This is a genomic window from Pseudomonas sp. DWP3-1-2, from assembly GCF_049896285.1.
Lineage (GTDB): Bacteria > Pseudomonadota > Gammaproteobacteria > Pseudomonadales > Pseudomonadaceae > Aquipseudomonas.
Map to the genome: position 1 here is coordinate 25,862 of NZ_JAFCTZ010000016.1, position 22,742 is coordinate 48,603.

At 59.8% G+C, this 22,742-nt stretch carries 23 protein-coding genes and 1 pseudogene; 13 read left to right on the forward strand and 11 right to left on the reverse strand.

Annotation, left to right across the window (positions count from 1 at the left end; translation table 11 throughout):
- Nucleotides 1-9 precede the first annotated feature (9 nt).
- From rlmH to ACP7B0_RS22650, 4 genes are all read right to left on the reverse strand, one after another.
- Complete coding sequence (gene rlmH / locus ACP7B0_RS22635) at nucleotides 10-477, reverse strand: 23S rRNA (pseudouridine(1915)-N(3))-methyltransferase RlmH (protein WP_122852525.1); 468 nt, start codon at nucleotides 475-477, stop codon at nucleotides 10-12.
- A 9-nt stretch (nucleotides 478-486) separates the two neighbouring features.
- Nucleotides 487-909 (reverse strand): ribosome silencing factor, encoded by a 423-nt coding sequence (gene rsfS, locus ACP7B0_RS22640; protein ID WP_426143946.1) that lies wholly within the window; start codon nucleotides 907-909, stop codon nucleotides 487-489.
- Nucleotides 910-981: 72 nt separating this feature from the next.
- Nucleotides 982-1,629, reverse strand: coding sequence for a nicotinate-nucleotide adenylyltransferase (gene nadD, locus ACP7B0_RS22645; protein WP_426143973.1), 648 nt, complete (start codon nucleotides 1,627-1,629; stop codon nucleotides 982-984).
- Between the two features lie 34 nt (nucleotides 1,630-1,663).
- Nucleotides 1,664-2,935 (reverse strand): glutamate-5-semialdehyde dehydrogenase, encoded by a 1,272-nt coding sequence (locus ACP7B0_RS22650; RefSeq protein WP_426143947.1) that lies wholly within the window; start codon nucleotides 2,933-2,935, stop codon nucleotides 1,664-1,666.
- 220 nt (nucleotides 2,936-3,155) lie between these two features.
- On the opposite strand from ACP7B0_RS22650, the gene ACP7B0_RS22655 reads away from it, so the two are divergent.
- Both ACP7B0_RS22655 and ACP7B0_RS22660 read left to right on the forward strand, forming a co-directional pair.
- Nucleotides 3,156-3,827, forward strand: a complete 672-nt coding sequence (locus tag ACP7B0_RS22655; protein WP_426143949.1) for a DNA-3-methyladenine glycosylase — start codon at nucleotides 3,156-3,158, stop codon at nucleotides 3,825-3,827.
- Nucleotides 3,828-3,830: 3 nt separating this feature from the next.
- Nucleotides 3,831-5,147 (forward strand): bifunctional DedA family/phosphatase PAP2 family protein, encoded by a 1,317-nt coding sequence (locus ACP7B0_RS22660; protein WP_426143951.1) that lies wholly within the window; start codon nucleotides 3,831-3,833, stop codon nucleotides 5,145-5,147.
- Between the two features lie 15 nt (nucleotides 5,148-5,162).
- Here the strand turns inward: ACP7B0_RS22660 and ACP7B0_RS22665 are convergent, their stop codons facing one another.
- From ACP7B0_RS22665 to ACP7B0_RS22675, 3 genes are read right to left on the reverse strand one after another with little or no spacing between them, the layout of a single operon-like run.
- A complete protein-coding gene (locus ACP7B0_RS22665) occupies nucleotides 5,163-5,753 on the reverse strand; it encodes an LON peptidase substrate-binding domain-containing protein (RefSeq protein WP_426143952.1) in 591 nt (196 codons plus the stop codon).
- Nucleotides 5,754-5,764: 11 nt separating this feature from the next.
- Nucleotides 5,765-6,481, reverse strand: coding sequence for an LrgB family protein (locus tag ACP7B0_RS22670; protein ID WP_426143953.1), 717 nt, complete (start codon nucleotides 6,479-6,481; stop codon nucleotides 5,765-5,767).
- The gene (locus ACP7B0_RS22675; RefSeq protein WP_426143954.1) at nucleotides 6,478-6,840 is read right to left on the reverse strand and encodes a CidA/LrgA family protein; all 363 of its coding nucleotides are present in this window, start codon (nucleotides 6,838-6,840) and stop codon (nucleotides 6,478-6,480) included. Before ACP7B0_RS22675 ends, ACP7B0_RS22670 begins: the two co-directional genes overlap by 4 nt.
- A 214-nt stretch (nucleotides 6,841-7,054) precedes the next feature.
- Here ACP7B0_RS22675 and ACP7B0_RS22680 point away from each other — a divergent pair, with 214 nt between their 5' ends.
- The 3 genes from ACP7B0_RS22680 (at nucleotide 7,055) to ACP7B0_RS22690 (ending at nucleotide 10,041) form a co-directional block, all read left to right on the forward strand.
- Nucleotides 7,055-7,510: a MaoC family dehydratase gene (locus tag ACP7B0_RS22680; protein WP_426143955.1), complete on the forward strand. Its 456-nt coding sequence runs from the start codon at nucleotides 7,055-7,057 to the stop codon at nucleotides 7,508-7,510.
- Nucleotides 7,511-7,648: 138 nt separating this feature from the next.
- The gene (locus tag ACP7B0_RS22685; protein WP_426143957.1) at nucleotides 7,649-9,373 is read left to right on the forward strand and encodes a C13 family peptidase; all 1,725 of its coding nucleotides are present in this window, start codon (nucleotides 7,649-7,651) and stop codon (nucleotides 9,371-9,373) included.
- A 26-nt stretch (nucleotides 9,374-9,399) separates the two neighbouring features.
- On the forward strand, nucleotides 9,400-10,041 hold the full coding sequence (locus ACP7B0_RS22690; protein ID WP_426143958.1) for an oxidoreductase: 642 nt from the start codon (nucleotides 9,400-9,402) through the stop codon (nucleotides 10,039-10,041).
- A 10-nt stretch (nucleotides 10,042-10,051) separates the two neighbouring features.
- Here the strand turns inward: ACP7B0_RS22690 and ACP7B0_RS22695 are convergent, their stop codons facing one another.
- The 4 genes from ACP7B0_RS22695 to ACP7B0_RS22710 form a co-directional block, all read right to left on the reverse strand.
- Nucleotides 10,052-10,336 (reverse strand): YceK/YidQ family lipoprotein, encoded by a 285-nt coding sequence (locus ACP7B0_RS22695; RefSeq protein WP_426143959.1) that lies wholly within the window; start codon nucleotides 10,334-10,336, stop codon nucleotides 10,052-10,054.
- Complete coding sequence (gene ubiX / locus ACP7B0_RS22700; protein ID WP_426143960.1) at nucleotides 10,329-10,958, reverse strand: flavin prenyltransferase UbiX; 630 nt, start codon at nucleotides 10,956-10,958, stop codon at nucleotides 10,329-10,331. Before ubiX ends, ACP7B0_RS22695 begins: the two co-directional genes overlap by 8 nt.
- Nucleotides 10,955-12,304, reverse strand: a complete 1,350-nt coding sequence (gene mpl / locus ACP7B0_RS22705; RefSeq protein WP_426143961.1) for a UDP-N-acetylmuramate:L-alanyl-gamma-D-glutamyl-meso-diaminopimelate ligase — start codon at nucleotides 12,302-12,304, stop codon at nucleotides 10,955-10,957. Before mpl ends, ubiX begins: the two co-directional genes overlap by 4 nt.
- Before the next feature lie 97 nt (nucleotides 12,305-12,401).
- Nucleotides 12,402-14,312: a sigma-54-dependent Fis family transcriptional regulator gene (locus tag ACP7B0_RS22710; RefSeq protein WP_426143962.1), complete on the reverse strand. Its 1,911-nt coding sequence runs from the start codon at nucleotides 14,310-14,312 to the stop codon at nucleotides 12,402-12,404.
- Nucleotides 14,313-14,609: 297 nt separating this feature from the next.
- Between ACP7B0_RS22710 and exaC the strand changes: the two genes are divergently transcribed.
- The 8 genes and pseudogenes from exaC to ACP7B0_RS22750 form a co-directional block, all read left to right on the forward strand.
- Nucleotides 14,610-16,130 carry an acetaldehyde dehydrogenase ExaC gene (gene exaC / locus ACP7B0_RS22715; protein WP_426143963.1) on the forward strand — a complete coding sequence of 507 codons (1,521 nt, stop codon included), beginning with the start codon at nucleotides 14,610-14,612 and terminating at the stop codon, nucleotides 16,128-16,130.
- A 233-nt stretch (nucleotides 16,131-16,363) separates the two neighbouring features.
- Entirely contained in the window at nucleotides 16,364-16,822 is a 459-nt protein-coding gene (locus tag ACP7B0_RS22720; RefSeq protein ID WP_426143964.1) for a GNAT family N-acetyltransferase, read from the forward strand.
- A 290-nt stretch (nucleotides 16,823-17,112) separates the two neighbouring features.
- Nucleotides 17,113-17,760: a DedA family protein gene (locus ACP7B0_RS22725; RefSeq protein ID WP_426143965.1), complete on the forward strand. Its 648-nt coding sequence runs from the start codon at nucleotides 17,113-17,115 to the stop codon at nucleotides 17,758-17,760.
- A 3-nt stretch (nucleotides 17,761-17,763) separates the two neighbouring features.
- Nucleotides 17,764-18,576, forward strand: a complete 813-nt coding sequence (locus ACP7B0_RS22730; protein WP_426143966.1) for a zinc-dependent peptidase — start codon at nucleotides 17,764-17,766, stop codon at nucleotides 18,574-18,576.
- A 124-nt stretch (nucleotides 18,577-18,700) separates the two neighbouring features.
- Nucleotides 18,701-19,228 carry an inorganic diphosphatase gene (gene ppa, locus ACP7B0_RS22735; RefSeq protein ID WP_426143968.1) on the forward strand — a complete coding sequence of 176 codons (528 nt, stop codon included), beginning with the start codon at nucleotides 18,701-18,703 and terminating at the stop codon, nucleotides 19,226-19,228.
- Nucleotides 19,229-19,644: 416 nt separating this feature from the next.
- Nucleotides 19,645-20,364 (forward strand): LexA family transcriptional regulator, encoded by a 720-nt coding sequence (locus ACP7B0_RS22740; RefSeq protein WP_426143969.1) that lies wholly within the window; start codon nucleotides 19,645-19,647, stop codon nucleotides 20,362-20,364.
- A 406-nt stretch (nucleotides 20,365-20,770) separates the two neighbouring features.
- Nucleotides 20,771-20,983, forward strand: a pseudogene (locus tag ACP7B0_RS22745) (Arm DNA-binding domain-containing protein); the annotation flags it as partial.
- Between the two features lie 499 nt (nucleotides 20,984-21,482).
- Nucleotides 21,483-22,742, forward strand: a 1,260-nt coding sequence (locus ACP7B0_RS22750) for a type VI secretion system Vgr family protein (protein WP_426143970.1), incomplete at its 3' end; no start/stop codon positions are given.

Consider the following 22,742-nt stretch of genomic DNA (forward strand, 5'->3'; position numbering starts at 1 on the left):
GGGCGCATGCTATTTGTGGTAAGGATGCCCGGACAGGACTGTCCAGGCGCGGTAGATCTGCTCGCCAATCAGGATGCGCACCAACGGATGCGGCAGGGTCAGCGGCGACAACGACCAGCGCTGCTCGCTGCGCGCACAGACTTCCGGCGCCAGCCCCTCGGGGCCGCCGACCATGAAGTTCACGGTGCGCGAATCCAGCCGCCAGCGCTCCAGCTCCACCGCCAGCTGCTCGGTGCTCCAGGGCTTGCCGTGGACCTCAAGGGTCACGATCCGCTCACCCGGTTGCACTTTGGCCAGCATGGCTTCGCCTTCCTGACGGATCAGGCGCGCCACATCAGCATTTTTGCCCCGGGTATTGAGCGGGATTTCCACCAGATCCAGCGCCAGCTCGGATGGCAGACGCTTGGCATATTCGTGCCAACCTTCTTCCACCCACTTTGGCATACGCGAACCGACGGCAATCAGACGCAGCCGCACAACGACCTCTTACTGCTGATCTTTGTTGAGCTTGAGGAAATGCTCATGGGTATTTTCAGGGTTGTGGTGCTTGCCATCGCCCGAACGGCTCAGCTCAGCGCCCTTCCACAACCGCTCAAGGTCATAGAACTGACGGGCGGCGGCGGTCATGACGTGAACGATGACGTCGCCCAGATCCAGCAGAACCCAGTCGCTGTCGCCCTTGCCTTCTTCGCTCAACGATTTCAGGCCTGCAGCCTTGACCTTGTCACGCACGCTATCAACCAGCGCGTTCAACTGACGGTTGGAGGTACCGGTGCAGATCAGCATGTAATCGGCGATGCTGGTCTTCTCGCGCACGTCGATGGTCAGGATATCCATGCCCTTGATTTCTTCCAGTGCTGCGATTGCAACCTTGACGACTTCTTCACTGCTCATTTTTTGCTTGGTCATATAAAACTCATTTGCTCGTATGTGTGGAAACGCCAGAACGCTTATCGATAAAAGCAGTTGTGGGGCGCTTCCTCAGTTTTTCGGCGCATGGTACAGCCCGTGCGCTTCGATATAGGCCAGTACCGCGTCTGGCACCAGATAACGCACCGACTTCCCGCTGGCCAGCAGTTGGCGGATCTGGGTGGCAGACACGGATAAGGGTGTCTGCCAGACGAAAGTAATTTGTCCGCCCGGCCCTTTAAGGGCCTTGGGATCGCTGACAGCGCGTGCCGCCAGCAGATTGCGCATGGCATCCGGCGATTCGCTGTCGGCATCCGGACGCTGCAGCACCACGATATGGCAGTGCTCCAACAGTTCATCCCAACGATGCCAGCTCGGTAGCCCACAAAAGGCGTCCCAACCCAGCAACAGGAATAACTGGTCCTCCGCGGCCAACTCGGCCCGCATCGATTCCAGCGTGTCTATGGTGTACGACGGCTTGTCCCGCTTCAGCTCGCGGTCATCCACCGTCAATGGCGGCACTCCGGCAACCGCGCACTTGACCATCGCCAGACGGTCCTGGGCAGAAACACTTGGCGTGTCGCGATGAGGTGGCCGGGCGCTGGGCGTCAGGCGCAACTCATGCAGTTCAAGCAACGCGGCGACTTCCAGCGCGCCGCGCAAATGACCGATGTGCACAGGGTCAAACGTGCCCCCCAGAATGCCGATACGTTTAGGCATGAGCGCAGCGGCGTGCCTTTCAGGCTCGCTCAAGTCAGGCTGGCTCCTGTCCACGCAACTGGCCATCACCGATCACGATGTACTTCTCGCAGGTCAGACCTTCGAGGCCCACCGGACCGCGGGCGTGCAGCTTATCAGTAGAAATGCCGATCTCGGCACCCAATCCATATTCGAAGCCGTCAGCGAAGCTGGTGGGCGCGTTGACCATGACCGAACTGGAGTCGACTTCCGCCATGAAACGCCGCACCTGCCCCTGATGATCGGAGACGATGGCATCGCTGTGATGGGAGCCATAATGATTGATGTGTTCGATGGCCTGATCAAGCCCGGCCACGATGCGAATCGACAGAATCGCCGCCAGGTACTCGGTTTGCCAGTCTTCTTCGGTCGCAGGGTTCGCCTCGATCAGCTCGCGGGTACGTTCGCAACCGCGCAGCTCAACGCCTTTTTCGCGGAACTGCGCCGCCATTTGCGGCAGGAACTCCGCGGCGATGGTCTGATCCACCAGCAGGGTTTCCATGGCGCCACATATCCCGTAACGATAAGTCTTGGCGTTGAACGCTATGCGCTGCGCCTTGGGCAGATCCGCGTGGGCACTGACATAAACGTGGCAGATGCCGTCCAGGTGCTTGATGACCGGTACGCGGGCATCACGACTGACGCGTTCGATCAAGCCTTTGCCGCCCCGCGGAACAATAACGTCCACGAACTCGGGCATGGTAATCAACGCACCCACTGCGGCGCGGTCCGTGGTTTCCACCACCTGAACCACAGCCGCCGGCAGACCGGCCTCGGCAAGGCCGCGCTGGATGCACGCGGCAATGGCCTTGTTCGAATGAATCGCCTCGGAGCCACCGCGCAGGATGGTCGCGTTGCCGGACTTCAGGCATAGGCTCGCAGCATCGATGGTCACGTTGGGCCGCGACTCATAGATAATCCCGACCACGCCCAGCGGCACACGCATCTTGCCCACCTGAATACCGGACGGACGAAAGCTCATGTCACGGATGGCGCCTACCGGGTCCGAGAGATTGGCCACCTGACGCAACCCGACGATCATGCTGTCGATTCGTGCGGGGGTCAGGGCCAGACGCTCCAGCATGGCCGGCTCAAGGCCATTGGCGCGACCGGCGGCCAGGTCCATGTCATTGGCAGCAGACAACTGAACGCGCGCCTCATCCAGAGCGGCAGCGGTGGCCAACAGCGCACGGTTTTTCTGCGCAGTGCTGGCACGGCCGATCACTCGCGAAGCTTCGCGGGCGGCTTGACCCAGGCGGGTCATGTAGTCAAGAACAGACTCAGTCATGGTCTTCAGAAGTCTTGGCATAGGAAAGCGGCCGATTATAGCGGTCAAGCGACACTAACGACAGCGGTGACGGGCGGATGGTCAAGAACATTGCAAAAAAGCGCAATACGGCTCGATGGAGCGAGCGGGCCGGAGGTTACTTAACCCCGCACAATTCAGCTCCAATTAAGATTGGGATTGGTATCATCACCGCCCAATTGTCGCCACTCCCTGTGAATCCATGCCTGCTGCCCTGCCCGATAGCTTCTTCCACCGCGACGCTCAAGTGCTGGCCCGCGCCCTGTTGGGCAAGGTCATTCGGCACAAGGTGGGTGAGCTTTGGCTGGCGGCGCGGATTATCGAAACCGAGGCGTATTACTGCGCCGAGAAGGGCAGTCACGCTTCGCTGGGCTACACCGAGAAGCGCAAGGCGTTGTTTCTCGAAGGCGGCCACATCTATATGTACTACGCCAGGGGCGGCGATTCGCTGAACTTCAGCGCCGAAGGCCCCGGCAACGCGGTCCTCATCAAATCCGCCTTCCCTTGGGTGGACGAGCTCTCGGATGCCAACAGCCTCGCGTTGATGCAACTGAACAACCCTGACGCCAGCGGCGCCGTCCGAACACCTGAACGTCTCTGTGCGGGCCAGACCCTGCTGTGCAAAGCCTTGGGCCTGAAGGTGCCGATGTGGGATGCCAAGCGCTTCGACCCGGAGCGGCTGATGGTTGAAGACGTGGCGCAAAACCCGAGCCAGATCATTCAGACCACGCGCCTGGGCATTCCGAAAGGCCGTGATGAACACCTCATGTATCGCTTCGTCGACGCCCAATACACGCGCTTTTGCACGCGGAACCCGTTGCGACGCGGTCAGGTCGAAGGCCGCGACTACTTTTTAATCGATCAAGGAAACTGACCCATGGGGCCATGGCTCGATAGCATCACCGGCTGGCTGGCGGCAAACCCTTCATGGCTGAGCGTGGCCATTTTCGTGGTGGCATTTGTCGAGTGCCTGGCCATTGCCGGGATCATCGTGCCGGGCACGGTACTGCTGTTCGCTGTCGCGGCACTGGCCGGTAGCGGCGTGCTGCCATTGGGTGAAGTCCTGTTGCTGGCTTTTGCCGGTGGCTTGCTGGGCGACGCGGTTTCTTATTTCCTGGGTCGCCATTTTCACCAGAACATTCGCCGCCTGCCGGGTCTGCGTCATCACCCGGAGTGGATCGGCGGTGCTGAAATCTATTTCCAGCGCTACGGCATTGCCAGCCTGCTGGTCGGTCGCTTCATCGGTCCGCTGAGACCCATGTTGCCGATGGTGGCGGGCATGTTCGACATGCCCTTCCCGCGCTTCGCGGCGGTCAGCGTCCTGGGTGCGGCGGGATGGTCGATTGTGTATCTGTTGCCGGGATGGGCTGCTGGCGCAGCGGTTCGCCTGCCCTTGCCGGAAGGTTTCTGGCCGCAGGCTGCGGTGGTCGGTGGCGGGATGGCTGTGCTATTGGCCGTGGCGATGCAAAGCAGTCTGCGGGGCAAGCGCTACGCCACCAAGGTCATCGCACTGGTGAGCGGGATCATGCTGGGCGGGCTGTTTCTGGGCTGGCCGTACCTGACCCAGTTTGACAACGGGATCATGGCCTTGGTCCAGGAACATCGCAGCGCCCTGGCCGACAAGTTTGTGATCGTCGTGACCGGGCTAGGGGATTTCAGGACCCAGTTTTTTGCTGCTGCCTTGTTGCTGGTTCTGCTGCTGATCACCCGTCAATGGCGCCATGCACTCTTTGCGTGCGCCACGACGCTGGGTTGCGCCATCGTCAACGGCAGCATGAAATACGTCTTCGCCCGGGCCCGTCCGGAAGTGCTGCTCGAACCCCTCACCACCTACAGCATGCCCAGCGGGCACAGTTCAGCCGCGTTTGGTTTGTTCATGACCCTGGCCGTGCTGGCCGGTCGTGGGCAGCCCGTACGACTGCGCCTGACGTGGCTGCTGCTGGGCGGTATTCCGGCGCTGGCGATTGCCATGTCCCGGGTTTATCTGGGCGTGCACTGGCCAACGGACGTATTGGCCGGGATGATGTTGGCGTTCTGTGTGTGTGCTGCGAGCCTGGCGTTCGTTCAACGTGAAACCAAGCTCAATGCCTTGCCGGTGCGCGTGTGGTGGCTGGTGTTGCCGGCGCTGATTGCGCTTTTCAGCGCTTTCGCCCTGCACTCACTGCCCCATGCAGTCCTGCGCTATCAATACTGACGGTTGCAGGCCCGCTCAGGCCTGCAGATCACCTTGCATTTCATCGAGCAAATTCTGGATCGCATCGAGGCGCTCTTCAGCGTCATCGATCTCCAGCAGCTCGATTTTGTCTTCCTCCGTAAAGGGCAGCAGATACGCCAGCTGGTTGGCCAGTGATTGTTGACCAGTGGCGGTCAGGCCCATGTTCAGCGCCGCCACCATGGGATGCTCGGCCAGCGCGGCGAGCAAGGCAACCAGGTCCGCGTCCTCCTCCTGCAGCGGCCGCTCCTGAGGCTCATCCAGCCACTGCACCTGGGCGATCAGCAATTGATCACGCTGGGCTTCGGTGCTGAGCACGCGGAAACGCCGCCCACCTTCCACGCGAATGCCCAGCAGGCCATTGTCCTGCTGCTGGAAATCCCGCACCACGGCCTCGCAGCCGATCAGCGAATAGCCCGCTGGCGCATCGCCGACCTCTTTACCTTCGGTGATGCACACCACGCCAAAGCTTTCGCCCTGTTTCATGCAGCGGCTGATCATGTCCAGATAACGCGCCTCGAACAATTGCAGATCGAGCAAACACCCCGGAAACAGCACAGCATTGAGTGGAAAAAGCGGTAACGTCATACAAGGCACCTTTAAACGACCAAAGACACGGCCAGCGGCAAAAACAGCGCCGTGGCGACACCCATCAAGCTCATGGCCAATGCAGCGAAAGCACCACACTCCTCGCCTTCCTGCAACGCTGTTGACGTACCCACCGCATGAGCGGTCAATCCCAGCGCCATGCCTCGGGCCGCTGGGTGGTCCACGCGAATCAGGTTCAGCAAGGCTGGACCGAATATTGCGCCAATCACTCCGGTAATCAAGACGAACACCGCCGCCAGCGCCGCCACGCCGCCAATCTGCTCGGCAACCAGCATGGCAATAGGCGACGTCACCGACTTGGGCGCCATGGTCATCAGAATCATGTGATCGGCGCCAAACAGCCAGCCCAGTAACACGCACAGCCCGGTGGCGAAGACGCCGCCCACTACCAGCGTAGTTAACGTCGGCCACAACAACTGTCGAATTCTGCGTAAATTCAGAAACAGCGGTACCGCCAGCGCGACCGTGGCGGGCCCGAGAAGAATGCTGAGAATTTCCGTGCTTTTGCGGTACTCGGCGTAGCTCAGGCCGCAGCCGAGCAATACACCTATGACCACCAGCATCGACACCAGCACCGGCTGCAGAAACACCCAGCGGGTTTTCTCGTAACCGGCCAGCGCAAGCTGATAAGCGCCAAGGGTAATGGCAATGCCAAATAACGGATGATGAATCACCGACATCCCGGCGCCGTACCAGTCTAGACTCATGGCCGCTCCTGAGGGTGGGCTTGACGCTTGATGAGCTTTTGCATCAGCCATCCAGCGAAGACCAGGGAAATCACCAGCGACAGCACCAGCGAACCGACGATGGCCCAGAAGTCTTCGGCGATGGCGCCCGCATAGACCATGACCCCCACGGCGGGAGGCACCAGCAGTAACGGCAGGTAGCGCAGCAGGCTGCCGGCCGCCAGACTCAGCGGCTCGCCAACCTCTCCGCGCACCATCAGGTAGGCCAGTAGCAGCACCAGCCCAATAATCGGCCCGGGCAGGATCGAAAAAAACAGATGATTGAGTGCTGTACCCAGTAGTTGGAACAGCACCAGCCAGGTCAAACCCCGTAACAACATAAAAAGCTCCGGCAAATGGGCGGCCACATTATAAGCACCACAACAGGCGTGGCTATGGGTAGGCATTCGCAACGCGGCACCGGGCTAAGCCTTCCTTGACCAATCGCCATACGTCTGCTGATCTTGGATTTCACCTGCGAAGGCAAAATCCTACGCAAAAAGAAGAAAAAGCAGTAACACAAAAAGAAAGCGATTAAAGACAAGGAGAGTGCCTATGCCCGTTGTACCTGTTGCAGAGCTCAAGAATTATGTCGGCAAGGAGCTGGGATATTCCGAATGGCTGACCATCGATCAAGAGCGCATCAATCTGTTCGCCGAAGCCACGGGTGACTTTCAGTTCATTCACGTAGACCCGGTCAAGGCCGCCCAAACGCCGTTTGGCGGGACCATCGCCCACGGATTTCTATCCCTGTCGTTGATTCCCAAACTGATGGAAAACCTTTTGGTGTTACCGGAAGGCCTGAAAATGGTGGTCAATTACGGCCTGGACAGCGTGCGCTTCATCCAGCCGGTGAAAGTCAACTCGCGCGTTCGTCTAAAAGTTGATCTGACTGAAGTGACCGAGAAAAAACCGGGGCAATGGCTGCTCAAAGCCACGGCCACACTGGAGATCGACGGTCAGGAGAAGCCCGCTTTCATTGCTGAACCGCTGTCGATGTGCTTCGTGTAACACTGTTAAAAGATGAAACAGTCGTTACAGACTGTTTCGTCTCTCTTCGCTGCTGCGGCATACTCCCATCGACTGTGCGACGGTGCCTGTAAGGGCGCGCTCGAAACACGCCAGGCATCATTTTTTTCGGGATCTACCATGCGCGCGCTTGCTCCATTGGCTCTGTCACTTTTAATCGCGGCCTGCGGTGACGGTGAGCCGCTGTCCCCTCCGGATGCACGTCTGCCCGATGGCGGGCGTTATCGGGGCGATGTCGTCAACGGCCTGCTGCAAGGCCAGGGGCGAATCGATTATCCCAACAGCAGTTGGTACGCCGGGCAGTTCAAGGACGGTCAGTGGCATGGCCAGGGTGAATGGCACGCGAGCAATGGCGACGTGTACAAAGGCGGGTTCGCCAATGGGCTGTTCGACGGGCAAGGTACGCTGACCACCAGCGGCGGCAGCTATGTCGGCGGCTTCAAGCTGGGCAGGCGCGAAGGCGAAGGCACCCTCAAAGAAAAAAACCTCACCTATCGCGGCGCGTTCAAGGCCGATCTGTACGACGGGCTTGGCCGTCTGGAGCTCGCCGATGGCAGCCAGTATCAGGGCCAGTTCTCCCGGGGCAAGCCTGACGGCGAAGGCCAGCGCAGTGACGCCAGCGGCAATCAATTCAGCGGCAACTTCGTCAGCGGTCAGTTGCAAGGCATTGGCAGTTTCAACAGCGCCGATGGCGATCAATACGTCGGCGGCTTCGTCAACAACCAACTCGACGGTCACGGTCGCTATGAAAACAGCGATGGCGACGTGTGGGTGGGCCAGTTCAAGGACGGCGCGCTCAACGGCAAAGGCGAGTTGATCGGCACAGACGGCAGCCATTATGAAGGCGAGTTCAGCAACTGGCGCTACTCCGGGCAGGGGCGTCTGCGCCTGATTGATGGCAGTACCTACGTGGGCGAGTTTGCCGATGACGCTTATCAAGGCCAGGGCGTACTGACGTCAGCACAAGGCATCGTAGAAAGCGGTTATTGGGTTAACAGCCAACGTGTGCGGGACGCTCAAGGCAAGCTGCTGCCCGACGCCCTTGAAGTCGGCATGCTCGCTCAAGGGCCGCTACTGGAAAAAGCGCTGGCCGCCGTGCCCGCGTCAACGCCCGCCGTGGAACTGTTCACCCTGGTGGTCGGCGGCGACGGCAAACAGAGCGTTTTCCTGCGTGAAGCCGACTTTGTCAGCGATCTGCTGGCTTCGCGATTTGGCGCTTACGGACAGATCAGCCTGGTCAACCATCGTGACCACATGACTGACCGGCCATTGGCGACCCGGGAAAACATCAGCCGCGCCATACGTACGCTCGCGCAACGCAGCGGACCGGAAGACCTGGTGTTTATCTACCTGACCAGCCACGGCACGCAGGACCACGAACTGGTGCTGGATCAGCCGCGCCTCGAACTGGCGGACCTGCCCGCCGACGAGTTGGCAGCGGTCATGGCCCCCCTGAAAAATCGCGACAAAATCGTGGTGATTTCAGCGTGCTATTCGGGTGGTTTCATTCCCTCGCTCAAGGATGACCGCACCCTGGTCATCACCGCGTCCCGTGAAGACAGAGTGTCTTTCGGTTGCTCGGAAGAGGCCGATTTCACGTACTTTGGCGATGCGCTGTTCGCCAAAGCGCTGGTTGAAACCGACGATCTGCAGCAAGCCTTCGTCGCTGCCAAAATGACGGTCGCCGAGCGGGAAATCGCCGACAATTTCGACGCTTCGGAACCGCAGATATGGGCGCCCAAGGGCGTGATTGCGCATTGGAATCTCCTGCGCAAACGTCAGGCGGAACGTGCACTCAACACGGTTATGACTCGCAAGGAAGCGAAGACCGTTGGCAGCCACTAAGCTGTTGTCTATCAAGGGAGAATGCTATGTACTTGACGCCGCAACACATCCTGATCGCCGGTGCCACCGGCCTGACCGGCGAACACTTGCTCGATCGCCTGCTCAATGAACCCACGGTCACCCGCGTGCTGGCCCCGACCCGACGGCCGCTGGCCAAGCACCCCCGGCTGGAAAACCCCGTCGGTGAATTGAGCACCCTGCTGCCGACGCTGGGCGGCCAGATCGATATCGCCTTCTGCTGCCTGGGCAGCACGATCAAACAGGCCGGGTCACAGGATGCTTTTCGGGCCATTGATCTGGATCTGGTCGTGACTTTCGCCAAACGTGCCCGGGAACTGGGCGCGCGGCACCTGTTGGTGATCAGCGCCATCAACGCAGACCCGGCTTCAAGCGTGTTCTACATCCGCATCAAGGGTGAAATGGAGCAGGCACTCAAGGCCCAGAACTGGCCGCAACTGACCATCGCCCGCCCTTCTCTGCTGGTGGGCAACCGCAGTGAAACACGCCTGGCCGAACAACTGGCCGCCCCGTTGGCCAAGCTGATCCCTGGCAAATACGGCGCCATCGAGGCCTGCAGTCTGGCCCGCGCATTGTGGCGGCTGGCGCTGGAAGAACAACCCGGCGAGCGGATCGTGGAGTCGGATGAGTTGAGGAAGCTGGGCAAGTAGCCCCCAGCGGTTACAACCCGCCCGACGCCTGAAACCCGACGCCCAATGCAGTCAACACTGACAACGGCAGCAACAAGGTGTCGAGCAAGGCGCTGCCAGGCAGGTCCAGGCCGGGATAGCTCGGCGCTTCTGCACCGAAACGGTCCATCGCACAACAACCACCCTGCATGGCATATAAATCCAGCCGCGTCCCGGCGTACACCACGGGCGCGCCGGGCTTGGCGGCATTGAGCGTGCGAGCGGTGGCGCAGCCCGTCAGGGTCAGCGCCAACACGATCAGCAGCAACTTACTCATCAGCGCTCAAATGATGCTCGCCCCAGCGCGGCAGCATGTCCTGAGGGATGTTCAGCAGGTTGAGAATCCGCGCAACGACGAAGTCGACCAGATCATCAATGGTTTGCGGCTGATGATAAAAACCAGGCGATGCCGGCAGAATCACCGCGCCCAGGTTGGACAGCTTGAGCATGTTCTCCAGATGAATGCTGGAAAACGGCGCCTCACGCGGTACCAAAATCAGTTGCCGACGTTCCTTGAGTGTCACATCGGCGGCGCGCTCGATCAGGTTATTACAGGCACCCGTGGCAATCGCTGACAAGGTGCCGGTGGAGCATGGCACCACGACCATCGCGGCGGGGGAACCCGAGCCCGACGCCACCGGCGACATCCAGTCTTCCTTGCCATAGACGCGAATCTGCCCGGCTGCCGCGCCTGTGTATTCGGTGAGGAACGCCTGCATCATGGAGGCTTTGGGCGGCAGCGAGACATCGGTCTCGGTGGCCATGACCAATTGCGCGGCCTTGGAAATCAGGAAGTGCACCTCCCGATCTTCGCGCACCAGGCAGTCGAGCAAGCGCAAACCATACTGCGCGCCCGAAGCACCGGTCATCGCGACGGTGATGCGCTCCGGGCCACTCATTGCAGGGCCTCGGCCAGTTTGCCATGCAGCCCGCCAAAGCCGCCGTTGCTCATGATCACAATGTGCGTACCGGGCTGCGCCTGGCTTTTCACGCGCGCAATGATGCCTTCCAGAGAGTCGCAGACCACGGCGGGGACTGCGCACAGTGCAGCGGTGGCGGCCAGATCCCAGCCCAGGTTCGCCGGGGCGTACCAGACCACTTGATCGGCCTGCTGCACGCTTTGCGGCAGACCGTCGCGATGGGCGCCAAGTTTCATGGAATTGGAGCGCGGCTCGATGATCGCAATCACTGGCGCGTCGCCAACCTTCTTGCGCAGGCCGTCGAGGGTGGTGGCAATGGCCGTCGGATGGTGAGCGAAGTCGTCATAAATCGTGATGCCGCGCACCTCAGCGACTTTTTCCATGCGCCGCTTGACGCTCTTGAACGCACTCAACGCTTCAACGCCCAGGCCGGGCACGACGCCCACGTGACGCGCAGCGGCCAGGGTTGCCAGGGCATTGGCCACGTTGTGTTGGCCGGTCATGTCCCAATCCACCTCGCCCTGAACCTGACCTTCGAAAATCACTTCGAAGCGCGAACCGTCTTCGCTGAGCAAGCGCGCCTGCCATTGCCCGTTTTGACCGGTGGTCTGCACCGGCGTCCAGCACCCCATCTCGATGACCCGCGTCAACGCCGGTTCCGTGGTGGGATGAATCACCAGGCCTTCACTGGGGATGGTGCGCACCAAGTGATGGAATTGCCGCTCGATTGCGGGCAAATCGGGGAAGATGTCAGCGTGATCAAACTCAAGGTTATTGAGGATCGCGGTACGCGGGCGGTAGTGCACGAACTTGGAGCGCTTGTCGAAGAACGCGCTGTCGTACTCGTCGGCTTCCACCACAAAAAACGGTGTGCCCCCCAAACGGGCCGACACGGCAAAGTTCTGCGGCACGCCGCCAATCAAGAAGCCGGGGCTCATGCCCGCATGCTCCAGCACCCAGGCCAGCATGCTGCTGGTGGTGGTTTTGCCATGGGTGCCGGCCACGGCCAGCACCCAGCGGCCTTGCAAGACGTGATCGGCCAACCATTGCGGACCGGAAACGTAAGGCAGGCCTTTGTTCAATACGTACTCGACTGCCGGGTTGCCTCGGGACAGCGCGTTGCCGATCACCACCAGATCAGGGGCCGGGTCGAGTTGCTCCGGGTCGTAACCTTGAGTCAGTTCGATGCCTTGAGCCTGCAGTTGCGTGCTCATCGGCGGATAGACATTGGCGTCGGAGCCAGTAACCCGATGGCCCAACTCTTTGGCGAGCACCGCCAGCGAACCCATGAAAGTGCCGCAAATACCAAGGATGTGAATATGCATGACCACCTCTTAAACCATCCGCGCAGGTTAGCGCAGGGGCGGTGAAATGGCACTTAGTGTTTATCGGGAGCGGATTACTGCGCCCCAACGGATTGCGTTATCTCGCAATCCCGTGCTTGCGCAATTTCCGATACAGCGTGTTGCGGCTGATGCCCAACTGCCGGGCGCAGTGGGTCATGTGCCAACGATGGGACTCCAGTGTCGACACCAACGCGCTGCGCTCGGCATCTTCCAGCGGACGATCCACCACCGGCAACGCAACCCCGGGCGCGGCCCCGAGACGGATGGCGGCGGGCAGGTCGTCAAAGCGGATTCGCTCGTCTTCACACAACGCGGCCAGGGTGCGCAACACCGTACGCAACTGCCGGACGTTGCCCGGCCACGGAAAGTCCAGCAACGCCTGGCGTGCCTGTTCGTCTATTGTCAGGTGTTGCCCGCCGGATTCCTGCGCCAGGAGAAAATCCAGCAGTTGCGACTTGTCGCTGCGTTCGCGTAAAGCGGGCAACGCCACTTCCAGCCCGTTGAGCCGGTAATACAGGTCTTCGCGGAAGCTACCGTCGGACACACGCTCCAGCAGATTTCTATGGGTCGCGCTGATGATTCGTACATCCACCGCTTGAGGTTCGCCGCCAATCGGCACCACCAGACGGTCTTCCAGCACCCGCAGCAAGCGGGTTTGCAAGGCCAGCGGCATGTCGCCGATTTCGTCGAGGAACAAGGTCCCGCCGTCGGCCTGCTGCAGCTTGCCGCGCATGCCTTCCTTGCGCGCCCCGGTAAAACTGCCGCCGCGATAACCGAACAGTTCGCTTTCGATGAGGCTTTCCGGGATTGCCGCGCAGTTCAGCGCGACGAATGCCTTGCCAGTACGTTCACTGGCCTGATGCACGGCCTTGGCAAACGCTTCCTTGCCTGAACCGGTTTCGCCGTTGATCAATAAAGGTACGTCGCGCTCGAAAACCCGCAGGGCGCGGCGAAAATCGTTCTGCAACCCTTCATCGCCCAGACACATGCCGCTCGGTACAACTGATCGAGTCGCGGGTTTGACCACCAAGGCTGCCGGACCTTTGGCCGTCACAGGCGCTTGCCCGCGCAAGGCGGCGTAGAAACCCCGACCGTCACGGGCGCGCAATGGCCAACTCGTCTGCGCCTCGGCGCTGGCACGTCCCAGTAGCTCATCAAGTGAGCAGTCGAAAAACAGGTCCACCGGCTGACCCAGCAACTGAGCGCGCCCCAGGCCGAGCAGATTCAGGGCGCTCTGGTTCGACGCGCAGACGCGGCCCTCGCCATCAAAGGCCAGCAACCCTTCACTGAACAGCCCCACTGACTGGGATTGCACATGAAAGCGCAGCAACCATTGGTTCTCGAAATGGCGTATGAAATAGCTGCTTTCGATGAGCTTCGCCGAGAGGTTGACCAACGCCATGGTATGAAACTGGCTCTGCCGGGAGACGTCATCCCGAGCCGAGGAAACATCCAGAACAGCGAGCAAATCACCCTGAGGGTCGAACACCGGGCTGGCTGAACACGTCAGCCCCGTGTGGCGACCTCGAAAATGTTCATCGCGATGAATGGTCAGCGGCTGACGCTCCACCAGACAGGTGCCGATGCCGTTGGTGCCTTCGCAGGCTTCGCTCCAGTCCGCGCCCAGCCACAGCCCGGCACGTTCGAAAATCATGCGCTCGGCGGGCGCGGTCACGCAGTTGAGGATCACGCCCCGGGCATCGGTCAGCAATACGGCATGACCGTCCGCCAACTGTTGGTGCAGGCTGCTCATTTCCTGACCGGCGATGCTCAGCACCTGTTGCAGACGCTCGCGGCTTTCCAGCACGCGATCATGCCCAAGCACCACGGGCGCGTTGGCGTGAGCAGGGTCAAGATGGTAGTCGTCCAGGCAGCGCAGCCAGGAACGGACAATAGACGGGTCGCTGCCCGGTCCGCGTAGTTGCGCGTTGCCTTTGGCGACAGTCAGGACTTGTTGGGCATGGCGGGCCAGATGATTGCTGTGCACTTTTTATTATTCTCCACTGGAGGTGCCGTCCAGCATCCTCCAGGCCGCCAGCCTTTGCAATCTCAGCCCCTAGTGCTTTGGTCGGGGGTATCGAATCTGGCACAAAATGTCACCCCCTCCTGCGCCACATCCGGGACGATCCGGCATCAGGTACTGCCGTTCATCCTTCAAGACCTCTCTGAATCAAGGCTTTGGCCGCGATGGCCCGTCCTTTGCTCTACGCTTAAACAAGCGCAACAGCGCGTTGACACCCAGCTGCCGCAGCTCCCCCAACAACAAGAATCAGGAGATAACACCATGCGTTACGCACATCCCGGTACCGAAGGCGCTCTGGTCAACTTCAAGGAGCGTTACGGTAACTACATCGGCGGCGAATTCGTCGCGCCGGTCAAAGGTCAATATTTCACCAACACGTCGCCGGTCACCGGCAAACCCATTGCCGAATTCCCGCGCTCCACTGCCGAAGATATCGAAAAAGCCCTGGATGCCGCTCACGCCGCATTCGAAGCCTGGGGCTCGACTTCCGTGCAGGCCCGCTCCCTGACACTGCTGAAAATCGCTGATCGCATCGAGCAAAACCTCGAAGTGCTGGCCATCACTGAAACCTGGGACAACGGCAAGGCCGTCCGGGAAACCCTGAACGCGGACATTCCGCTGGCAGTCGATCACTTCCGTTATTTCGCGGGTGTACTGCGCGCCCAGGAAGGCAGCGCGGCAGAAATCGACGGCAACACCGTCGCGTATCACATCCATGAACCACTGGGCGTGGTCGGTCAGATCATTCCCTGGAACTTCCCGTTGCTGATGGCGGCCTGGAAACTCGCTCCGGCGCTGGCGGCGGGCAACTGCATCGTGCTCAAGCCTGCCGAGCAAACGCCGCTGGGCATCACCGTGCTCATGGAGCTGATCGGTGATCTGCTGCCACCGGGCGTGCTGAACGTTGTGCAAGGTTACGGCCGTGAAGCGGGCGAAGCGTTGGCCAGCAGCAAGCGCATCGCCAAGATCGCGTTTACCGGCTCCACGCCGGTGGGTTCGCACATCATGAAGCTGGCGGCGGACAACATCATCCCGTCTACCGTGGAACTGGGCGGCAAGTCGCCGAACATCTTCTTCGAAGACATCATGAACGCCGAGCCTGAGTTCATCGACAAAGCGGCCGAAGGCATCGTGCTGGCGTTCTTCAATCAGGGCGAAGTCTGCACCTGCCCTTCCCGTGCGCTGATTCAGGAATCCATCTATCCGCAGTTCATGGAAGTCGTGATGCAGAAGGTGCTGAAAATCAAGCGTGGCGACCCGCTGGACACCGAAACCATGGTCGGTGCCCAGGCGTCCCAGCAGCAATTCGACAAGATTCTTTCGTACCTGGACATCGCTCAGGGCGAAGGGGCCGAACTGCTGACCGGCGGCAAAGTGGAAAAACTGGAAGGCGACATGGCGACCGGTTACTACATCCAGCCGACCTTGCTCAAAGGCAACAACAAGATGCGCGTGTTCCAGGAAGAAATCTTCGGCCCGGTGGTCAGCGTCACGACCTTCAAGGACGAAGCCGAAGCCCTGGCCATCGCCAACGATACCGAGTTTGGCCTGGGTGCCGGCCTGTGGACGCGCGACATCAACCGCGCCTACCGCGTCGGCCGGGCGATCAAGGCCGGTCGCGTATGGACCAACTGCTATCACCTGTACCCGGCGCATGCCGCGTTCGGGGGTTACAAAAAATCCGGCGTCGGCCGCGAAACCCACAAAATCGCGCTTGAGCACTACCAGCAAACCAAAAACCTGCTGGTGAGCTACGACATCAATCCGCTGGGCTTCTTCTAAACCCGGTTGCTTGCCTGCCAATGGCCTCTTCGGAGGCCATTGGTATTTTGGGCCTGCCCAAACGCATCGCTTTTAACCACTGGCATCCAATACGTGCCGACCGTTCATCGTCTGCTTTACTTGAAATCATTAGATTGCGCATTCTAAAGGCGTTGGGCACCATCGTGCTCGACAGCTCCGTCCAATCGCTCGTTGTTATCCCGGCATTAGCCCTTGTTGAAGTTGAGGCCACCATGCGGATCATCAAAGCCACGCTGGAACATCTGGACCTGCTCTGCCCCTTGTTCGTCAAATACCGTGAATTCTACGGCGAGCATCCCTTCCCGGAGTCCTCACGCGCCTTCCTGGAAAAGCGCCTGCGCCGTGATGAGTCAGTCATCTACCTCGCCTTACCGGATGACGATGACACCAAGCTGCTGGGCTTCTGCCAGCTTTACCCCAGCTACTCGTCGCTGTCCCTGAAACGCGTCTGGATCCTCAACGACATCTACGTCGCGGAAGACGCCCGCCGCCAACTGGTCGCTGACCACCTGATGAGAAGCGCAAAAAAAATGGCCAAGGACTCCCATGCGGTGCGCATGCGGGTTTCCACCAGCAGCAACAACGAAGTCGCCCAGAAAGTCTACGAATCCATCGGGTTTCGCGAAGACAAGGAGTTCAAAAACTACGTGCTACCGATTAACGGGGATTGAGTGCAGCCCCCGCCCGCAGTGCCTGTAGGAGCGACCGGGGTGGCGATCCACCTTGTTCGCGAAGCAATATTGATGATGACCCGGGATCATCGCCTCGCCACACGTTGGCGCCTACAGACACCGGCGGCATCACGGACAGATCCAGTCATACAAATACGCCGCACATCCCAACCAGTCCATCGGTCCTCCCCCCTTCACGGGTTTCTCCCTCTATAATCGCGCCCTCAATACCTTCTGCAGTTTCTTCCGCTCGCGGCCCGATTCAGGGTCAGCTACACAGGTAGCCCAACATGGATTTCAACCCGCTCGACCTTATTCTCCACCTGGATGTCTATCTGGACATGCTGGTCACCAACTACGGCACCTGGGTTTACGCGATCCTGTTTCTGGTGATTTTCTGTGAAACCGGCCTGGTGGTGATGCCTTTCCTGCCCGGCGACTCGCTGCTGTTCATTGCCGGTGCCGTAGCGGCCGGTGGCGGCATGGACCCGGTTCTGCTGGGCGGGCTATTGATGCTCGCGGCGATCCTGGGCGACAGCACCAACTACGTCATTGGCCGCACGGCCGGGGAACGGCTGTTCAGCAATCCGGATTCGAAGATCTTCCGCCGCGACTACCTGGAGCGCACCCACGAGTTCTACGCACGCCATGGCGGCAAGACAGTGACGCTGGCGCGCTTCCTGCCCATCATCCGCACCTTCGCCCCGTTTGTTGCCGGCGTTGGCAAAATGCACTACCCGCGCTTTTTGGGCTTCAGCGTACTGGGTTCGGTGCTGTGGGTCGGCAGTCTGGTGACGCTGGGTTACTTCTTCGGCAACGTGCCGTTCATCAAGAGAAACCTGTCCGCGCTGGTGCTGGCGATCATCCTGGTGTCCCTGTTGCCGATGATCTGGGGCGCGATACGCGGACGCATGGCACGCTCAGCCGAAGCCCGCTAAAGCATGTGGTCGTTCAGCCAATGGCGTCGCCGGCGCACGCTGGCCAGACACCCGGTCGAACCCGGGCTTTGGCAGCGGGTGCGGCACCAATTGCCGATCCTTGACGGCCTGACCGCCGAACAAGACGCCCTGCTCCTTGAAAACTGCGTGCTGTTTTTGCAGGACAAGCACTTCACGACTTTGCCGGGCGTAACGTTGAGCGACGAGCAGCGGTTGTTCATTGCCGCGCAAGCTCAGTTGCCGCTGCTCAACCTGGGCGATCTGAACTGGTATCAGGGTTTCCACGAACTGCTGATCTACCCCGATGACTTCATCAGCCCACAGCGTCATCGCGACGCAAGCGGCGTCGAGCATGAATGGGAGGGTGAGCACAGTGGTGAAGCCTGGCTGCAAGGCCCGGTGATCCTCGCGCTGCCCGGCGTGCTGTCCAGCGGTGACTGGGACGCCTATAACCTGGTCATCCATGAGCTCGCGCACAAACTCGACATGCTCAACGGTGACGCCAACGGCCTGCCGCCTCTGCACAGCGACATGCGGGTCAGCGACTGGGCGCGCATCATGCAAAGCGCCTACGACGATCTCAATCAGCACCTGGATCGCCACCCCCACGCCAAAACCGCCATTGATCCTTACGCCGCGGAAAACCCCGCTGAATTTTTCGCCGTAACCAGTGAATACTTCTTCAGCGCGCCGGATTTGCTGGCCAGGGCCTATCCTGAGGTGTACGCACAACTCAAGGCGTTTTACCGACAGGACCCCCTCGCCCGCCTGATGGCGCTGCAGGTTAATGAACCTTCGTACAAGACCCGGCACTAAGGACTTACACGCCTAAAGGCCCAAAGCCACGCGTGGCAACACCATCAGAATATGCCTATAATCCGGCCCACTTTTTGGCTTAATCCGCCAAAGCCGTCTGGTCAATCAAAGGGGGCACTGCCCAATGAGCTACAGCAAGATTCCGGCTGGTAAAGACCTGCCGAACGACATCTACGTCGCGATCGAAATTCCGGCCAACCACGCGCCGATCAAATACGAAATCGACAAAGAAACCGATTGCCTGTTCGTTGACCGCTTCATGGCCACGCCGATGTTCTACCCGGCCAACTATGGTTTCATCCCCAACACCCTGGCTGACGATGGCGACCCCCTCGACGTGCTGGTCGTGACCCCTTACCCGGTTTCCCCGGGTTCGGTGATCCGCGCTCGTCCAGTGGGCATCCTGCACATGACCGACGACGGCGGCGGCGATGCCAAAGTTATCGCAGTCCCGCACGACAAACTGTCCCAGCTGTATGTCGACGTGAAGGAATACACCGATCTGCCCCCACTGCTGCTCGAGCAAATCAAACACTTCTTCGAGAACTACAAAGACCTCGAAAAAGGCAAATGGGTAAAAATCGAAGGCTGGGGCGACGCTGAAGCTGCCCGCACCGAGATCATGAAATCGGTAAACGCTTTCAAAGGCTGATACTCGTTTCAGTGTTTACGGGATGTCTGGCGACAAACATCCCGTAAACAGCGTTTAAATCCCCCGCTGCCCCCTCCCCGCTTTGCGCTGAATACCCCACGCCCGCCTTAAAATCCCGAGTAAAACGCGGCTTTCCGATGCCTGACATTGGCATCCGTGTGGAAACAATCATTTTTTATATAAACAACTGCGCAAGTACGCAGGCTTTTCCATTACACACTAAACAGAACACTGACGCCTTTAGCGCCGCGCTAAACATCCGGCGCATTGTTTACTCACACAGCAGTAATGACAGAATATCCCTACAGCGCCCCGCTAAAGCTGTAGTCAACACACAACACGTTCGGCATTTTACGCCGCGCTTTGAACACCTCGTTTATTTAAACGCGTTCACGACATACGTAAACTCCACCGTCATGAATACATCAGGTGAACGACTACGCGCCCTCCTGCGGGAGTGCCATCTCTCAGCCACGGACTTCGCCGCCAACCGGAAGGTCACGCCTCAACATGTGAACAACTGGTTCAAGCGCGGCATTCCCCTGGCGCGCATGGAAGAGGTGGCTGAACTACTGACCGTCAACGCTCGCTGGCTACGCACGGGCGAAGGCCCCAAACATCCACATGATCCCGGCACCGGCAGTGAACGTCTGGGCGACACACCGTTACCTCTTCACTCAGGGCTCAGCCTGCCCCGTGGAGACGTGGAGTTGCCGATGTTGAAGGAGCGCGAATCTGAAACGCCCGGCACCCCGACCACCGGGAAGAAGATCCGTCTGCCACTGAATGTGCTGCAAAGCATGAACATCCACCCCGACAACGCCATGTGCATGGCCATGGTCGGCAACAGCATGGCCGAGAAAGTCCAGGACGGCTCACTCATCGGCATCGACCGCGGCCAGACCCGCGTCATTGATGGCGAAATGTACGCGCTGGAGCACAGCGGCATGCTGCGCGTGAAATACCTCTACCGCCTGCCCGGCGGCGGCCTGCGCCTGCGCAGCCACAACCACGGCGAATACCCCGACGAATTCCTCACCGCCGCACACCTCGAACAGCAACAGATACGCATCCTGGGCTGGGTATTCTGGTGGTCAACCTTGAACGTGCGACGCCATGCGCCGGTATTTCGGTGAGGTCCGAGGATACGATTGAGTGACAATACGTTTCAGCGCTGGGCAACCGCAATCAACATCAGTATCCTCCACGCCACCCAAAGCCCCGCCGGCCCACCCCGCCCCGAGGCCAGGCCACGCAAAACTGCGCAGCCACCCCTATTAGCGCCCACTCGCTGAGCGCAACCGTTAAAGGCGAGTACGGTTTGCCAAAAACAAACCAGTCCCGTCCTTGAGAAGCCGGCCACAAGCCGGCTTTTTAATTGTCCGAAATAATCCTGCCTTGTCTTTTTAATCTCCTGATAGCTTAGCTAGGTCGGGGGTTTCCGCTATTCCCTTGTCCGATGCTGCTCGATCAGATTCGACTGCATCCGATGATTAGGTGGGGGGACAAGTGGGGGCCAACGGGCGTCAACTGGAGAAGAACATGGGTAAGTTGAATCCGAAACAGGTCGAGAACCTGACCGAACCTGGCACCTACGAAGACGGCGACGGATTGCGCCTCGTTGTCAAAACGACAGGACGAAAATCGTGGCTGCTCCGCTTCCAACTGGCAGGACGTCGAAGGGAAATGGGTCTAGGCGCATTCCCCGAAGTCAGCCTTAAGAAAGCCAGGCTCGACGCCAGCGCTAAACGCACCTAACTAAGCGACGGCATCGACCCCCTAGCCGCTCGGCGAAGGTCATTTGCTTCATCATCGAAAAGCTCGGCGATTGGTGTCCGGGGATTTTGCCAAATCAGGAAGTCTTTTTCAGAATTCCCCCAGGCGTGTCTGTAGCTCAACTCCCACAATATTTTCAGAAATGCAGCACACCGTCAGGCGAGCAACCAAGGCTATCAATCACCGGTTCAGACATCGATGATTACGGCCCCTGAAGCACGATACGAACTAGTTGCGAACTGTGTTGAAATGTAGCCTCATCACCCAACGTAGCGCGTGTTGCGCCGAAGATACTTAAGATCATGAATTTCCTGCCACTGTGGGAACTCATTTACCGTATCGGCAACTAACAGCGCAGCCACTCGCCCATGGGCGGCAAACAGGATCGACGCTGAACGTTGTGTTTTTTCAATTCGCCGCACGAAATGGCAATTTGAAAGGCAGGACGTACAGCTTGCGCAAGTAAAGGAGTTACACCATGGACCTGACCTTCGGCACCCCACTCAGCCAGAGTGGCCGCCTGCTGCAACTCACCACGCCGCTGGGCGAGAACCAGCTTCAGGCCCTGCGCGTACACGGGGTCGAGCGCATGGGGCGCGTCCCTCGCTACACCCTTGATGTGCTGGTGCAGGACACCGAATACAATCCCGAAAAACTCATCGGCCAGCCGGTCAGCCTGGCCATCCTCTGCGATGACGGTTCTCCCGCGCAGCGTCATGGCCTTGTCGAGAGCGTGCGCTACCTGGGCAACGACGGCGGCCTGCATGACTGGCAACTGGTCTTCGCGCCATGGTTCAGCTTGCTTGAATACCGCCTCGACTGCCGCATCTGGCAGGACAAGAACCTGCCGACGATTCTGGAAGCCGTTTTTTCACTGTACGAACAGGCCAAGGGCAATTACCGGCTGGACCTGCGCCGTGAATACGCCCCGCTTTCCTACGTCACCCAGTTCAATGAAAGCGACGCCAATTTCGTGCAACGCTGGTGCGAGCAGGAAGGCATTTTCTGGTACGTCGAGCATACGTCTGACAAGCACTGCATCGTCTTTACCGATACGGTGGACACCCTGCCCGCGCTGGCGCCGCAGAGCATTCGTTTTCATACCCAGAACGCCACCGAAAAGCAGGATGGCATTACCCAGTGGAGCAGTGGCTCGCAGTTGCTCAGCGGCAAGCTGCACTGGCGCAGTGTCGATTACTTGGCCCACGGCCAGCCGCGGGAAACGGTGATGCCTGCCCTGCAGGCCGCTTCGGCTCCGCAAGCGCTGGAGCGCTACGAGTATCAGGGCCAGTACGGCTGGCAGAAACAGGACCGGGGCGAATGGCTGAGCCGGGTGCAGATCGAGCAGCGTGAGTCCCAGGCGCGTCGTATTCAAGGTCAAAGCGGTGTGCGGCAGATGGAAGCCGGGCGCTGGTTTGAGCTGACCCAGCACCCGCTGTACGAGCGCAAGCCCGCCGAAGAGCGTCAGTTCCTGCTGATCGAAGTCGAGATCTTCGCCGAGAGCAACCTGCCACTGGCCAAGGAGCGCCGCGAAGTGCCGGGCAGTCTGGCGGCGCTGTTCAAGTCGGTGCGCCCTGAGCCTTCAGGACTTGGGGTCATGAACAAAGTAGCGGACACCTTGGGCGTGGGCAGCCATGGTTTCTTCCTCAACCGTTTCGAAGGCCAGTTGCACAGCGTGCCGTTTCGCAGCCCCGCCGAACACTTCAAACCCAACAACCCCGGCCCACAGACCGCCGTG

Bases quoted from the DNA above. Each gene is read 5' to 3' on its own strand.
- ACP7B0_RS22695 (WP_426143959.1), bottom strand. From the start codon at position 10,336: ATGAGTAAGTTGCTGCTGATCGTGTTGGCGCTGACCCTGACGGGCTGC.
- ACP7B0_RS22690 (WP_426143958.1), top strand. From the start codon at position 9,400: ATGTACTTGACGCCGCAACACATCCTGATCGCCGGTGCCACCGGCCTG.
- ACP7B0_RS22720 (WP_426143964.1), top strand. From the start codon at position 16,364: ATGCGGATCATCAAAGCCACGCTGGAACATCTGGACCTGCTCTGCCCC.
- ubiX (WP_426143960.1), bottom strand. From the start codon at position 10,958: ATGAGTGGCCCGGAGCGCATCACCGTCGCGATGACCGGTGCTTCGGGC.
- ACP7B0_RS22685 (WP_426143957.1), top strand. From the start codon at position 7,649: ATGCGCGCGCTTGCTCCATTGGCTCTGTCACTTTTAATCGCGGCCTGC.
- ACP7B0_RS22670 (WP_426143953.1), bottom strand. From the start codon at position 6,481: ATGAGTCTAGACTGGTACGGCGCCGGGATGTCGGTGATTCATCATCCG.
- ACP7B0_RS22655 (WP_426143949.1), top strand. From the start codon at position 3,156: ATGCCTGCTGCCCTGCCCGATAGCTTCTTCCACCGCGACGCTCAAGTG.
- ACP7B0_RS22665 (WP_426143952.1), bottom strand. From the start codon at position 5,753: ATGACGTTACCGCTTTTTCCACTCAATGCTGTGCTGTTTCCGGGGTGT.
- ACP7B0_RS22740 (WP_426143969.1), top strand. From the start codon at position 19,645: ATGAATACATCAGGTGAACGACTACGCGCCCTCCTGCGGGAGTGCCAT.
- ACP7B0_RS22725 (WP_426143965.1), top strand. From the start codon at position 17,113: ATGGATTTCAACCCGCTCGACCTTATTCTCCACCTGGATGTCTATCTG.
- ppa (WP_426143968.1), top strand. From the start codon at position 18,701: ATGAGCTACAGCAAGATTCCGGCTGGTAAAGACCTGCCGAACGACATC.
- ACP7B0_RS22660 (WP_426143951.1), top strand. From the start codon at position 3,831: ATGGGGCCATGGCTCGATAGCATCACCGGCTGGCTGGCGGCAAACCCT.
- rsfS (WP_426143946.1), bottom strand. From the start codon at position 909: ATGACCAAGCAAAAAATGAGCAGTGAAGAAGTCGTCAAGGTTGCAATC.
- ACP7B0_RS22675 (WP_426143954.1), bottom strand. From the start codon at position 6,840: ATGTTGTTACGGGGTTTGACCTGGCTGGTGCTGTTCCAACTACTGGGT.
- mpl (WP_426143961.1), bottom strand. From the start codon at position 12,304: ATGCATATTCACATCCTTGGTATTTGCGGCACTTTCATGGGTTCGCTG.
- ACP7B0_RS22680 (WP_426143955.1), top strand. From the start codon at position 7,055: ATGCCCGTTGTACCTGTTGCAGAGCTCAAGAATTATGTCGGCAAGGAG.
- exaC (WP_426143963.1), top strand. From the start codon at position 14,610: ATGCGTTACGCACATCCCGGTACCGAAGGCGCTCTGGTCAACTTCAAG.
- nadD (WP_426143973.1), bottom strand. From the start codon at position 1,629: ATGCCTAAACGTATCGGCATTCTGGGGGGCACGTTTGACCCTGTGCAC.
- ACP7B0_RS22650 (WP_426143947.1), bottom strand. From the start codon at position 2,935: ATGACTGAGTCTGTTCTTGACTACATGACCCGCCTGGGTCAAGCCGCC.
- ACP7B0_RS22730 (WP_426143966.1), top strand. From the start codon at position 17,764: ATGTGGTCGTTCAGCCAATGGCGTCGCCGGCGCACGCTGGCCAGACAC.